We start from the raw sequence: 13,686 nt of genomic DNA on the forward strand, positions 1-13,686 counted from the left end.
ACGGCTTGCTCTAGTTCAGGATGACCCAGCGCTGATTAATCAGCAGTTCGATAGGGCGATATTGAGTCTTGTAACTCATCTTTTTGCAGTTTTTGATCCAATAGCCCAGATAGACGGCCTCCAGCCCCAGACGCTGAGCCTCGGCGATTTGCCAGAGGATCGCATAGCGCCCCAGGCTGCGGCGTTCTTCAGCGGGCTCGTAGAAGGTGTAAACGGCCGACAGACCGTTCGGCAGCAAGTCGGTGACGGCCACCGCCACCAGTCGCCCTTCGAGGCGGAATTCGTAGAATCGGGAAAACGGCAGGTCACGTACCAGGAACGTCGCAAACTGATCGCGACTCGGCGGGTACATATCGCCATCGGCGTGACGCTGTTCGATATACCGCTGATAAAGGTCGAAATACTCTTCGCTGAATTGCGGCCTGGCAGGGCGCACCTGCAGGTCGACGTTGCGTTTGAAGATGCGTTTCTGCTGGCGGTTGGGCGAAAATTGCGCCACAGGGATACGCGCCGGTACGCACGCATTGCAATTCTGGCAATGAGGCCGGTAAAGATGATCGCCGCTACGACGGAAACCCATTTCAGACAGGTCTGCATAGACATGCACATCCATGGGCTGACTAGGGTCGAGGAACAAGGTCGTGGCCTGCTCCTCGGGCAGATAACTGCAAGAGTGGGGCTGAGTGGCATAAAACTTCAAACGCGCCAACTCGGTCATGATCAACCCTCGGGATAAGCTTTGAATTAAGTGTAAGCCACGCGCGCAAAAGTCGCTCAGCAAACCCAGGTTGCGCGGCTGGGTTGGTCCAGATGCTGCGCAAGGTAGTCGGCAAACTCGCGGCGGGGAATCGCTCGGGCGCCGAGGCTGTGCAGATGGTCGGTCGGCATCTGGCAGTCGATCAGCACAAAGCCTGAGTCTTTCAGATGTCGGACCAGCGTGGCAAAGCCATATTTCGAGGCGTTGTCGGCGCGGCTGAACATGGACTCGCCGAAAAACAGCTGACCCATCGCCAGGCCGTAGAGCCCGCCGACCAGTTCACCTTGGTCCCAGACTTCCACCGAATGGGCGTAGCCACGCCTGTGCAGCTCGAGGTAGGCGTTCTGCATGGCTTCTGTGATCCAGGTGCCGTCGGCGTAATCCCGAGGCGCGGCGCAAGCGCGGATGACCGCGGCAAAATCCTGATCAAAGGTCACTTGATAGCGTTGCTGGCGCAGCAATTTGTTCAGGCTGCGCGAGACATGCAGTTCGTCGGGAAACAGTACGGTGCGCGGATCCGGCGACCACCAGAGAATCGGCTGGCCTTCCGAGAACCACGGAAAACAGCCGTGGCGATAGGCCTGAATCAGACGATCGGCGGACAGATCCCCGCCCGCAGCCAACAGCCCGTTGGGATCGCGCATGGCTTTTTCCAGGGGCGGGAAGGTCAGGGTGTTGCGTTGTAACCAAGTCAGCATGGCATCCGGGCTTGCAGAAGGGGAGGGCGATGGTGGGCGGGTGGGCCCACCGTGAAGTGTGCCGTCAAATGACTGGAATGTCGTCGAGATACTTCTCGGCGTCCAGCGCGGCCATGCAACCGGCCCCGGCAGACGTGACGGCCTGGCGATAAACGTGATCGGCCACGTCCCCGGCGGCAAATACGCCCGGGATTTCGGTGCTGGTAGCATCGCCTTCGCTGCCGCCCTTGACCAGCAGGTAGCCGTTACGCATTTTCAGCTGGCCTTCGAACAGGTCGGTGTTGGGCTTGTGGCCAATAGCGATGAACACGCCGGTCAGCGGCAATTCACTGGTTTCGTCAGTGTGGCTGTCCCGCAGGCGAGCGCCGGTCACACCGCTGGCATCACCCAGCACTTCATCCAGATTCTGGTTCCAGTGCAGGCGGATATTGCCTTTGGCGGCTTTTTCGAAGAGTTTGTCCTGAAGTATTTTCTCCGAGCGCAACTTGTCGCGGCGGTGAATCAGGTGAACTTCCTTGGCGATGTTTGACAGGTACAGCGCTTCTTCAACTGCCGTGTTGCCGCCGCCAACGACGGCGACCACCTGATTGCGGTAGAAGAAACCGTCGCACGTCGCGCAGGCCGACACGCCTTTGCCGGCAAATGTCTCTTCCGATGGCAGCCCCAGGTATTGCGCCGAGGCGCCGGTGGCGATAATCAGCGCATCACAGGTGTAAGTACCGCTGTCGCCGATGAGTTCGAACGGGCGCTCTTGCAACTTGGCAGTGTGGATGTGGTCGTAGACGATCTCTGTATGAAAACGCTCTGCGTGTTGTTGCATGCGTTCCATCAGCACCGGGCCGGTGAGGCCTTCGACATCACCGGGCCAGTTGTCGACTTCGACGGTGGTGGTGAGCTGGCCACCTGCCTGTATGCCGGTAATCACAACGGGGTTGAGGTTGGCGCGGGCGGCATAAACGGCAGCGCTGTAACCGGCGGGGCCGGAACCCAGAATGATCAGGCGGGAATGCTTCGCTTCGCTCATAAAAACACCTCATAAGCCTTTGTCACAAAAGAGAATGCATGCTCAAATTGAAACGCGCGTCATGTGCTGTTGGCTATGCTACACCTTGGGTTTCAAGCATGGCATCGAACGAACAAACCCGTACAATGCCTGCCTGTAACAGCGTTTGTAATAAAATAAGCGTTGCGCGCCGTGTTTATAAAAACCGGGGTGTAGTGTTAAAAGTAGTCCCAGTTGCGCCTGTTAACTTTTTTGCCTGCCTGGATTGGGCAGTTTTTTATAGTCATTCAACAGATGGACGCGCCATAGGCGCAGGAAAAGAAGCGTTTTGAAGAAATCCACCGCAGCACCAAAAACAGTCGTTCCGCTCTGGCGCCAGCAATTGCACTACCGGCTCAAGGAAGGTGCATTGATCGCCATCGGGGGCTTGTGCCTGTTCCTGATGATGGCCTTGTTGACCTACGGCAAGGACGATCCGGGCTGGAGCCATAACAGCAAGATCGACGATGTGCAGAACTTCGGCGGGCCGGTCGGCTCCTACAGCGCCGATATCCTGTTCATGGTGTTGGGTTACTTCGCCTATATCTTCCCGTTGTTGCTGGCGATCAAGGCCTATCAAATCTTCCGTCAACGCCACGAGCAGTGGGAGTGGAGCGGCTGGCTGTTTTCCTGGCGCCTGATCGGCCTGGTGTTTCTGGTGCTGTCGGGCGCGGCCCTGGCCCATATCCATTTCCACGCCGCGACCGGTCTGCCGGCCGGCGCTGGCGGCGCTTTGGGCGAAAGCCTCGGTGATCTGGCCAGGAATGCCCTGAACATCCAGGGCAGTACGCTGGTGTTCATCGCGCTGTTCCTGTTTGGCCTGACGGTGTTCACCGACCTCTCGTGGTTCAAAGTGATGGACCTCACCGGCAAAATCACCCTCGACCTGTTCGAATTGTTCCAGGGCGCAGCCAATCGCTGGTGGGCGGCCCGTGTCGAGCGTAAACAACTGGTTGCGCAGTTGCGTGAAGTCGATGATCGCGTGCATAACGTGGTCGCGCCGACCGTCACGGACAAGCGGGAGCAAGCCAAGGTCAAGGAACGCCTGATCGAACGTGAGCAGGCCCTGAGCAAACACATGTCGGACCGCGAGAAGCAGGTGCCGCCGGTGATTGCCCCTGCGCCGCCCAAGCCAGCGGCGCCCAGCAAACGGGTGGAAAAAGAGAAACAGGCGCCGTTGTTCGTCGACAGCGCCGTCGAAGGCACCTTGCCGCCGATCTCGATTCTCGACCCGGCAGAAAAGAAACAACTCAATTACTCGCCTGAATCCCTGGCGGCGGTCGGCCATTTGCTGGAAATCAAGCTCAAGGAATTCGGCGTCGAAGTGTCGGTGGATTCGATTCACCCAGGCCCGGTGATTACCCGTTATGAAATCCAGCCAGCGGCCGGCGTCAAGGTCAGCCGCATCTCCAACCTGGCGAAAGACCTGGCACGTTCCCTGGCCGTGACCAGCGTGCGCGTGGTGGAAGTGATTCCGGGCAAGACCACCGTCGGTATCGAGATTCCTAACGAAGACCGCCAGATCGTGCGCTTCTCCGAAGTGCTGTCGACCCCCGAGTACGACAACTTCAAGTCGCCGGTTACTTTGGCTCTGGGCCACGACATCGGCGGCAAGCCGGTCATCACCGACCTGGCGAAAATGCCTCACTTGCTGGTAGCCGGTACGACCGGTTCCGGTAAATCGGTGGGCGTGAACGCGATGATCCTGTCGATCCTGTTCAAGTCCGGCCCGGAAGACGCCAAGCTGATCATGATCGACCCGAAAATGCTTGAGCTGTCGATCTACGAAGGCATTCCGCACCTGTTGTGCCCGGTCGTGACCGACATGAAGGACGCCGCCAACGCCCTGCGCTGGAGCGTGGCCGAGATGGAACGTCGCTACAAGCTGATGGCGAAGATGGGCGTGCGTAACCTGTCGGGCTTCAACGCCAAGGTCAAGGAAGCCCAGGACGCCGGTACGCCATTGACCGATCCGTTGTACAAGCGCGAAAGCATTCACGACGAAGCACCGCTGCTGACCAAGCTGCCGACTATTGTCGTGGTGGTGGACGAATTCGCCGACATGATGATGATCGTCGGTAAGAAGGTTGAAGAACTGATCGCCCGTATCGCCCAGAAGGCCCGTGCCGCCGGTATCCACTTGATCCTCGCGACCCAGCGTCCGTCGGTTGACGTGATCACCGGTCTGATCAAGGCCAACATTCCGACCCGTATGGCGTTCCAGGTGTCGAGCAAGATCGATTCGCGCACCATCATCGACCAGGGCGGCGCCGAACAACTGTTGGGCCACGGTGACATGCTCTACATGCCGCCGGGCACCAGCCTGCCGATCCGTGTTCACGGTGCTTTTGTCTCCGATGACGAGGTTCACCGGGTGGTTGAGGCCTGGAAACTGCGCGGCGCACCGGAATACAACGACGAGATTCTCGCCGGTGTCGAAGAGCCGGGAAGTGGCTTTGAAGGCGGCAGCAGTGGCGACGACGACAGTGAATCCGACGCGCTCTACGACGAAGCGGTGCAGTTCGTACTGGAAAGCCGTCGAGCGTCCATCTCTGCGGTTCAACGCAAGCTGAAAATCGGCTACAACCGCGCCGCGCGCATGATCGAAGCCATGGAGATGGCCGGGGTCGTGACGTCCATGAACACCAACGGTTCGCGTGAAGTCCTGGCTCCGGGCCCGGTACGCGACTGAATTGATTGAAACGCGGTGGCGTAATGACGCGCCATCGCACCCCCACGAATGTTATGAGGACTCCCATGCGTCTTATCCGCATGCTGTTGCTGCCGGTTTTGGCTTTGACCACGCTCTCGGCCCACGCCGATGACAAGGACGTGGCGCGTCTGACCCAATTGCTGGAAAAATCCCAGACCCTGACCGCGCGTTTCTCCCAGTTGACCCTCGACGGCAGCGGCACCCAATTGCAGGAAACCGCGGGTGAAATGTCCTTGCAGCGTCCTGGCTTGTTTTACTGGCACACCAATGCGCCGGCTGAACAAACGATGGTCTCCGACGGCAAGAAGGTAACGTTGTGGGATCCGGACCTTGAGCAGGCCACCATCAAGAACCTCGATCAGCGCCTGACCCAGACCCCGGCGTTGCTGCTGTCCGGTGACGTGTCCAAGATCAGCCAGAGCTTCGACATCAGCGCCAAGGAAGCCGGTGGCGTGATCGACTTCACCTTGAAGCCGAAAACCAAGGACACCCTGTTCGACAGCCTGCGCCTGTCGTTCCGCAATGGCCTGGTCAATGACATGCAGATGATCGACAGCGTCGGTCAGCGCACCAACATCCTGTTCACCGGCGTGAAAGCCAACGAGCCGATTCCGGCGTCCAAGTTCAAGTTCGACATCCCTAAAGGGGCGGACGTGATTCAAGAGTAAGACGCAAAACCTGTGGGAGCGAGCTTTTGTGGCGAGGGGATTTATCCCCGTTGGGTCGCGAAGCGGCCCCAAAACCTGCTAGTGCGGTGTATCAGGAATACCGCATGCAATGGTTTCGCGACTGCTGTGCAGCCGAGCGGGGATAAATCCCCTCGCCACAGGTTTCCAGCAGGCTTAAGAGAGTTGTATTAACCCGAGGTTTCAACGCTAAGTGATGGACCTGTTTCGCAGTGCCCCGATAGCTCAGCCCTTGGCCGCTCGTTTGCGTGCGGCCAATCTGGACGAGTACGTCGGTCAGGAACACCTGCTCGCTCGCGGCAAGCCTTTGCGCGAAGCGCTGGAGCAGGGTGCCTTGCACTCGATGATTTTCTGGGGCCCGCCGGGTGTGGGCAAGACCACGCTGGCGCGGCTGCTGGCGGAAGTCTCGGATGCGCACTTCGAAACGGTTTCGGCGGTACTGGCCGGCGTGAAGGAAATCCGTCAGGCGGTGGAAATCGCCAAGCAGCAGGCCGGGCAGTACGGCCGGCGGACCATCCTGTTCGTCGACGAAGTGCATCGCTTCAACAAGTCTCAGCAGGACGCGTTCCTGCCGTACGTTGAAGACGGTACGCTGATTTTCATTGGCGCAACCACTGAAAATCCCTCCTTCGAACTCAACAACGCGCTGCTCTCCCGAGCCCGCGTCTACGTGCTCAAAAGCCTCGACGAAGCGGCCCTGCGCAAACTGGTGCATCGCGCGCTGACTGAAGAGCGTGGCCTGGGCAAGCGGCAACTGACCCTCAGCGATGAAGGCTTCCAGATGCTGCTGTCGGCCGCCGATGGCGATGGCCGGCGTCTGCTCAACCTGCTGGAAAACGCCTCGGACCTGGCTGAAGACAACAGCGAGATCGGCGTCGACCTGCTGCAAAGCCTGCTCGGTGATACCCGTCGACGTTTCGACAAGGGCGGCGAAGCGTTTTACGACCAGATTTCCGCGCTGCATAAATCCGTGCGCGGCTCCAATCCCGACGGTGCACTGTACTGGTTCGCCCGAATGATCGACGGCGGTTGCGATCCGCTGTACCTGGCCCGGCGCGTGGTGCGCATGGCCAGCGAAGACATCGGCAACGCCGATCCCCGCGCCCTGAGCCTGTGTCTGGCGGCGTGGGAAGTGCAGGAGCGCCTCGGCAGTCCCGAAGGCGAGTTGGCGGTCGCCCAGGCCATCACCTATCTGGCTTGCGCGCCGAAAAGCAACGCGGTGTACATGGGTTTCAAAGCTGCCATGCGCAGCGCCACCGAACACGGTTCGCTGGAAGTGCCGCTGCACCTGCGCAACGCGCCGACCAAGCTGATGAAGCAACTGGGTTATGGCGACGAATACCGTTACGCCCACGATGAGCCGGACGCTTACGCCGCTGGCGAAGACTATTTCCCGGAAGAACTCGAGCCACAACCGTTCTATCAGCCGGTGCCGCGTGGCCTGGAGCTGAAGATCGGCGAGAAGCTCAATCACCTCGCGCAACTTGACCGTCTAAGCCCCCGGCAGCGGAGAAAATAGTGATTCCATTGATCGTTGCCGTTTCTGTGGGTGGTATCGCCGGAACGCTTTTGCGCTTTGCCACGGGTAACTGGATCAACGCTAATTGGCCGCGGCACTTCTATACCGCGACGCTGGCCGTTAATATCGTCGGCTGTTTGCTGATCGGCGTTCTATACGGTCTGTTTTTAATACGCCCGGAGGTGCCGTTTGAGGTGCGCGCCGGGTTGATGGTCGGCTTCCTCGGGGGGCTGACGACTTTTTCATCTTTTTCACTGGATACGGTGCGTCTGCTGGAAACCGGGCAAATACCGCTGGCTTTTGTCTATGCTGCCATCAGCGTATTCGGCGGACTGCTCGCTACCTGGGCTGGCCTGTCCTTGACCAAACTTTGATAACGAGAGACCGACATGCTCGATTCCAAACTGTTACGTAGCAACCTTCAGGACGTAGCGGACCGCCTGGCATCCCGTGGCTACACGCTGGATGTTGCGCGCATCGAAGCGCTGGAAGAACAGCGCAAGACCGTCCAGACCCGCACCGAAGCACTGCAGGCTGACCGTAATGCGCGCTCCAAATCCATCGGCCAGGCCAAGCAGCGCGGCGAAGACATCGCGCCGCTGATGGCCGACGTCGAGCGCATGGCGAACGAATTGAGCGCCGGTAAAGTCGAGCTGGACGCGATCCAGACCGATCTGGATTCGATCCTGCTCGGCATCCCGAACCTGCCGCATGAATCCGTGCCGATCGGTGATGACGAAGACGGTAACGTCGAAGTGCGCCGCTGGGGAACCCCGACCGCGTTCGATTTCCCGGTTCAGGACCATGTCGCCCTGGGCGAGAAATTTGGCTGGCTGGACTTCGAAACCGCCGCCAAGCTGTCCGGCGCCCGTTTCGCTCTGTTGCGCGGCCCGATTGCTCGCATGCACCGCGCCCTGGCGCAGTTCATGATCAACCTGCACACCAGCGAACACGGTTACGAAGAGGCCTACACGCCTTATCTGGTTCAAGCGCCGGCGTTGCAAGGCACGGGTCAGCTGCCGAAGTTCGAAGAAGACCTGTTCAAGATTGCTCGCGAAGGCGAAGCCGATCTGTACCTGATTCCGACCGCCGAAGTGTCGCTGACCAACATCGTCGCTGGTGAAATCGTCGATTCGAAACTGCTGCCGATCAAGTTCGTCGCCCACACGCCATGCTTTCGCAGTGAAGCCGGTGCGTCGGGTCGCGATACGCGCGGGATGATCCGTCAGCACCAGTTCGACAAAGTTGAAATGGTCCAGATCGTTGAGCCGTCGACCTCGATGGAAGCGCTGGAAGGCCTGACGGCCAACGCCGAAAAAGTCCTGCAATTGCTCGAACTGCCTTATCGCACTATTGCGCTGTGCACCGGCGACATGGGCTTCAGCGCGGTCAAGACTTACGACCTGGAAGTGTGGATCCCGAGCCAGGACAAATACCGCGAGATTTCGTCGTGCTCCAACTGCGGTGATTTCCAGGCCCGCCGTATGCAAGCGCGTTTCCGCAACCCGGAAACCGGCAAGCCTGAACTGGTTCACACCCTGAACGGTTCCGGCCTGGCGGTCGGTCGTACGCTGGTGGCGGTGCTGGAAAACTACCAGCAGGCCGACGGTTCGATCCGTGTGCCGGACGTGCTGAAACCGTACATGGGTGGCCTTGAGGTCATCGGCTAAATGGACTATCTGCCGCTGTTCCATAACCTTCGCGGCAGTCGTGTCTTGGTCGTCGGCGGGGGGGAGATTGCCTTGCGCAAATCCCGCCTGCTGGCCGAAGCCGGTGCGCTGCTGCGGGTGGTCGCACCTGAAATCGAACCGCAATTGCGCGAACTGGTTGCCGGCAGCGGTGGCGAGTGTCTGGTGCGAGGCTACGTTGAGTCGGACCTGGACGGTTGCGGGCTGATCATCGCCGCCACCGACGACGAACCGCTGAACGCGCAAGTCTCCGCCGATGCCCATCGGCGTTGCGTGCCGGTCAATGTGGTGGACGCGCCAGCCTTGTGCAGCGTGATCTTCCCGGCGATCGTCGACCGTTCTCCTTTGATCGTAGCGGTCTCCAGCGGCGGCGACGCGCCGGTGCTGGCGCGGTTGATCCGCGCCAAACTGGAAACCTGGATTCCTTCCACCTACGGTCAATTGGCCGGCCTGGCCGCGCGTTTTCGCAGCCAGGTCAAACACCTGTTCCCGGATGTGCAGCAGCGTCGGGCGTTCTGGGAAGATGTGTTCCAGGGCCCGATTGCCGACCGACAACTGGCCGGGCAGGGCGCCGAAGCCGAGCGCTTGATGCTGGCGAAAATTGCCGGTGAAGCACCGAATGCAACGGGCGAAGTCTATTTGGTGGGCGCCGGCCCGGGTGATCCCGACCTGCTGACCTTCCGTGCCTTGCGTCTGATGCAGCAAGCCGATGTGGTGCTGTATGACCGCCTGGTGGCGCCGGCGATTCTGGATTTGTGCCGTCGCGATGCCGAGCGGGTTTACGTCGGCAAGCGTCGTGCCGATCACGCCGTGCCTCAGGATCAGATCAACCAGCAATTGGTGGATTTGGCCAAGCAAGGCAAGCGGGTCGTGCGATTGAAGGGCGGTGATCCGTTCATCTTCGGTCGCGGCGGTGAAGAGATCGAAGAACTGGCGGCCCATGGCATTCCGTTCCAGGTGGTGCCGGGTATCACCGCGGCCAGCGGTTGCGCGGCGTATGCCGGGATTCCGCTGACTCACCGTGATTACGCGCAGTCTGTGCGTTTTGTCACCGGGCACCTGAAGGACGGCTCCACCGATTTGCCCTGGGCCGACCTGGTCGCGCCGGCGCAAACCCTGGTGTTTTACATGGGGTTGGTGGGTTTGCCGATCATCTGCGAGCAGTTGATCAAGCATGGTCGCGCGGCGGATACGCCAGCGGCGTTGATCCAGCAGGGCACCACGGTCAATCAGCGGGTGTTTACTGGCACCTTGGCCGATTTGCCAAGTCTGGTGGCGGAGCATGAAGTGCATGCGCCGACGCTGGTGATCGTTGGGGAAGTGGTGCAATTACGCGAGAAACTGGCGTGGTTCGAGGGCGCGCAGGCGCAAGTCTGAACACCCCTAACTGATCGTTCCCACGCTCTGCGTGGGAATGCATCCCGTGACGCTCTGCGTCACATCCGAAGCGGAACGCGGAGCGTCCCTGGCGGCATTCCCACGCGGAGCGTGGGAACGATCATCTGTCAGGCCCTACGCCAAACCCCTTTCCCACTCAACCGCTCGCGATCATGCGGCGCTGTGAATGCCTGCGCCGGCCCTTTAGGCACGATCCCCGTCGGATTGATGGTCTTGTGGCTGCCGTAGTAGTGATTCTTGATGTGCTCGAAATCCACCGTCTCGGCAATCCCCGGCCACTGATAAATCTCTCGTAGCCAGTTCGACAGATTCGGATAATCGGCAATCCGCCGCAGGTTGCACTTGAAGTGCCCGTGATACACCGCGTCAAAGCGAATCAACGTGGTGAACAGCCGAATATCAGCTTCAGTCAGGTATTCGCCGGTCAGGTAGCGATTGGTGCCCAACAGCTGTTCCAGGCGATCCAGTTCGTTAAACACATCATCGAACGCCTCTTCATAAGCCTTCTGCGCCGTAGCAAACCCTGCGCGATACACGCCATTGTTCACCGCCGGATAAATCCGTTCGTTCAGCGCGTCGATCTCGCCCCGCAACGGCGCCGGGTAGAAATCCAGGTCATTACCCGTCAAATCATCGAAGGCGCCATTGAACATGCGGATGATCTCCGCCGATTCATTGTTGACGATGCGATTCTGCTGTTTGTCCCAAAGCACCGGCACGGTGACGCGGCCGGTGTAGTCGGCGGTATCGGCGGTGTAGCGCTGATGCATGAAATTGAAATGATCGAGCTTGTCCCCGGTCGATCCGAGGTTCTGGTCGAAGGTCCAGCCGTTTTCCAGCATCAACCAACTGACCACCGAGACGTCGATGAGGCTTTCGAGGCCTTTGAGTTTGCGCAGGATCAGCGTGCGGTGAGCCCATGGACAGGCGAGGGACACGTAGAGGTGATAACGACCGGCCTCGGCCGCAAAGCCACCGACACCGCTCGGGCCAGGTTTGCCGTCGGCGGTCAGCCAGTTGCGACGCTGCGCTTGTTCACGCTGGAACGTACCGTCCTTGCCGCTTTCGTACCACTGGTCATGCCAGCGACCTTCAACTAACAAACCCATGTTCAAGACTCCTCAACCAATAAGCGTTGGAGAGGAGTCTATTCGCATAGGTTCGATAAAAAAGCGCAAAGGTTGGGCGCTTATGATCGGTTAAATCGATTTGTCCCGCGCATCCCAATACTGTTGGGCAGTTTCGAAGGCGTGGTCGCGGGTTTGACCCAGGCCGCGCAAGGCCAGGGCCATGGTCGAGATCAGCGCCATTTGCGGATAGCTGTCGACCACGTCGCCACGCCACACGGCTTTGAGATGCTCGGGATCGAGGGTGGCCGGTTTGACGTGGCGTTGTGCCGACAACTGCGGCCATTCCTCGTCCCAGCTTTCGCCGCCAGAGGTGCCGTACAAGTGACTGTCGGCGTCCGGGTTGATCTCGATTTCGCCGCCGTCGCCTTTCACCACGATCGCTGTATCGCCGAGTAAACCGCTGGCATCGCGATGCACCGCCTGGTAACCGGGGTGGAAAATGCTTTGCAGGCCACAGCGGGCACTCAACGGGTTGAGAATCCGCGTCAGGGAATGGATCGGCGAGCGCAGACCCAAGGTGTTGCGCAGGTCGATCATTCGTTGCAGCTGCGGTGCCCAATCCACCAGCGGCATGAAGGCCAGACCGCCGTTATCCAGTGCGTGGCCGACCTGCTGCCAGTCACGGCACAACGGAATCTTCAACTCATCCAGCAGTTGCTCGCTGTACAGCCGACCGGCCGTGTGTGCGCCGCCGCCATGCATGAAAATCCGCACACCGTTCTGCGCCAGACACTTGGCGGCCAACAGGTACCAAGGCAGATGGCGTTTCTTGCCGGCATACGTCGGCCAGTCCAGATCGACGGCCAGTGCCGGCGGATTCAACCGTTCACGCAACGCTTCGGTAAACCCCGCCATTTCCTCAGCGCTTTCTTCCTTGTGCCGCAACAGCATCAGGAACGCGCCGAGCTGGGTGTCCTCGACCTTATGGTCGAGTACCATGCCCATGGCTTCGCGGGCTTCTTCACGGGTCAAGTCGCGGGCGCCGCGTTTGCCCTTGCCGAGAATGCGCACGAACTGGGCGAACGGATGTTCGGCGGGTGTTTCGAGGGTCAGCGCTGGGTAGTCGGTCATAAGCAATTCGTCGGTTTGGGCAGGCCCGCCAGTTTCGCGGCGAGTTTGGCAGGGGTGCCTTTGAACAGTCGGTTCAGGTGCAGGCTGTTGCCCTTGTCCGGGCCCAGCTTCATTGCTGTGTACCTGATCAGCGGACGGGTGGCCGGCGACAGCTGGAATTCGGCGTAGAAGCTGCGCAGCAGTTCGAGGATTTCCCAGTGTTCGGGGCTCAACTCGATGTCTTCGGCGGCTGCGAGGGCGCTGGCCACTTCGCAGGACCAGTCGCTCAGTTCGACCAGGAAGCCGTCCTTGTCCAACTCGATGGCGCGTGCGCCGACCGTCAGGGATTTCATAGCCAACTGTTGACCTTGTCGTAGTGAATCGACAGCTCGACGAAGGCCGGGTAATCGATGGCCTTGGCCGTGTCAGGAATCTCCAGCGCACGAGCCTGGGCGTCTTCGGCCAGTACGAACAGTTTCAGAGGGCGGGCATTCAGCGAATTGAACGGCGCGGTGCCGGGTTGCAACGCATAAACCGCGTCGCCAGTCAGCAGCAGCGCATCGTCAGTGCCCATCAAGCACAAGCAACTGGTCAGGCGATCGTCGCCGAACGGGGAATGAGACAACACATGCAAAGTCGACATCAGAGGGTGATCACCTGGTCGTAACGGTCAATAAGTGCGGTGATTTCGTGGGCGGCCAGCACCTGCGCTTCTTCCAGCGACAAGCCGGCCGGGTTCAGACCCCGTTCCGCAACGCTGTCGCCACAGACAAACAGCTCGTCGACACCGAACATCGGCAAGGCTTGCAGGTTGGCGCTCAGGTCTTTCTGCTGGAGGGCCTTGGCGTCCTGTTTCGCGGCGAGCTGGAACACCCCGTCATCGAGAAACAGCAGGCCGATCGGCAGATCAAAGGCACCGCCGGCCAGCACGATGTCCAGCGCTTCCCGCGCACTCGGCCCGGACCAGGGCGCCTGACGGCTGATAATCAGCAAGGATTTAGCCAT

General features: G+C 59.9%; 15 protein-coding genes. 7 read left to right on the forward strand and 8 right to left on the reverse strand.

Features of this window, described 5'->3' with window-relative positions:
• Positions 1-10: 10 nt before the first annotated feature.
• From IB252_RS24685 to trxB, 3 genes are all read right to left on the reverse strand, one after another.
• Positions 11-718: an arginyltransferase gene (locus IB252_RS24685; protein WP_111448957.1), complete on the reverse strand. Its 708-nt coding sequence runs from the start codon at positions 716-718 to the stop codon at positions 11-13.
• 56 nt (positions 719-774) lie between these two features.
• Positions 775-1,455 carry a leucyl/phenylalanyl-tRNA--protein transferase gene (aat, locus tag IB252_RS24690; protein ID WP_076027908.1) on the reverse strand — a complete coding sequence of 227 codons (681 nt, stop codon included), beginning with the start codon at positions 1,453-1,455 and terminating at the stop codon, positions 775-777.
• Between the two features lie 64 nt (positions 1,456-1,519).
• A complete protein-coding gene (gene trxB / locus IB252_RS24695; protein ID WP_192410548.1) occupies positions 1,520-2,479 on the reverse strand; it encodes a thioredoxin-disulfide reductase in 960 nt (319 codons plus the stop codon).
• 38 nt (positions 2,480-2,517) lie between these two features.
• Here trxB and IB252_RS24700 point away from each other — a divergent pair, with 38 nt between their 5' ends.
• From IB252_RS24700 to cysG, 7 genes are all read left to right on the forward strand, one after another.
• Positions 2,518-2,790, forward strand: coding sequence for a hypothetical protein (locus IB252_RS24700; RefSeq protein ID WP_132834031.1), 273 nt, complete (start codon positions 2,518-2,520; stop codon positions 2,788-2,790).
• Positions 2,787-5,189: a DNA translocase FtsK gene (locus IB252_RS24705; RefSeq protein ID WP_111448955.1), complete on the forward strand. Its 2,403-nt coding sequence runs from the start codon at positions 2,787-2,789 to the stop codon at positions 5,187-5,189. Before IB252_RS24700 ends, IB252_RS24705 begins: the two co-directional genes overlap by 4 nt.
• Before the next feature lie 65 nt (positions 5,190-5,254).
• Positions 5,255-5,878 (forward strand): outer membrane lipoprotein chaperone LolA, encoded by a 624-nt coding sequence (gene lolA / locus IB252_RS24710; RefSeq protein WP_008154853.1) that lies wholly within the window; start codon positions 5,255-5,257, stop codon positions 5,876-5,878.
• A 214-nt stretch (positions 5,879-6,092) separates the two neighbouring features.
• On the forward strand, positions 6,093-7,415 hold the full coding sequence (locus IB252_RS24715; RefSeq protein ID WP_111448954.1) for a replication-associated recombination protein A: 1,323 nt from the start codon (positions 6,093-6,095) through the stop codon (positions 7,413-7,415).
• A complete protein-coding gene (gene crcB / locus IB252_RS24720; RefSeq protein ID WP_192410549.1) occupies positions 7,415-7,789 on the forward strand; it encodes a fluoride efflux transporter CrcB in 375 nt (124 codons plus the stop codon). Before IB252_RS24715 ends, crcB begins: the two co-directional genes overlap by 1 nt.
• A gap of 15 nt (positions 7,790-7,804) precedes the next feature.
• Positions 7,805-9,085, forward strand: a complete 1,281-nt coding sequence (gene serS, locus IB252_RS24725; protein WP_008154844.1) for a serine--tRNA ligase — start codon at positions 7,805-7,807, stop codon at positions 9,083-9,085.
• Entirely contained in the window at positions 9,086-10,480 is a 1,395-nt protein-coding gene (cysG, locus tag IB252_RS24730) for a siroheme synthase CysG (protein WP_192410550.1), read from the forward strand.
• Positions 10,481-10,608: 128 nt separating this feature from the next.
• Here cysG and IB252_RS24735 read toward each other — a convergent pair whose 3' ends face one another.
• The 5 genes from IB252_RS24735 to tusC all read right to left on the reverse strand — a co-directional run bounded on the left by IB252_RS24735 (position 10,609) and on the right by tusC (position 13,686).
• The gene (locus IB252_RS24735; RefSeq protein ID WP_192410551.1) at positions 10,609-11,610 is read right to left on the reverse strand and encodes a glutathione S-transferase family protein; all 1,002 of its coding nucleotides are present in this window, start codon (positions 11,608-11,610) and stop codon (positions 10,609-10,611) included.
• Between the two features lie 90 nt (positions 11,611-11,700).
• Entirely contained in the window at positions 11,701-12,702 is a 1,002-nt protein-coding gene (locus tag IB252_RS24740; RefSeq protein WP_192410552.1) for a glycosyl transferase family protein, read from the reverse strand.
• Positions 12,699-13,034, reverse strand: a complete 336-nt coding sequence (locus IB252_RS24745) for a TusE/DsrC/DsvC family sulfur relay protein (protein ID WP_192410553.1) — start codon at positions 13,032-13,034, stop codon at positions 12,699-12,701. Before IB252_RS24745 ends, IB252_RS24740 begins: the two co-directional genes overlap by 4 nt.
• A complete protein-coding gene (tusB, locus tag IB252_RS24750; RefSeq protein WP_192410554.1) occupies positions 13,031-13,324 on the reverse strand; it encodes a sulfurtransferase complex subunit TusB in 294 nt (97 codons plus the stop codon). Before tusB ends, IB252_RS24745 begins: the two co-directional genes overlap by 4 nt.
• A complete protein-coding gene (gene tusC, locus IB252_RS24755) occupies positions 13,324-13,686 on the reverse strand; it encodes a sulfurtransferase complex subunit TusC (RefSeq protein WP_111448948.1) in 363 nt (120 codons plus the stop codon). Before tusC ends, tusB begins: the two co-directional genes overlap by 1 nt.

Source organism: Pseudomonas sp. PDM10 (assembly GCF_014852295.1).
GTDB lineage: Bacteria > Pseudomonadota > Gammaproteobacteria > Pseudomonadales > Pseudomonadaceae > Aquipseudomonas.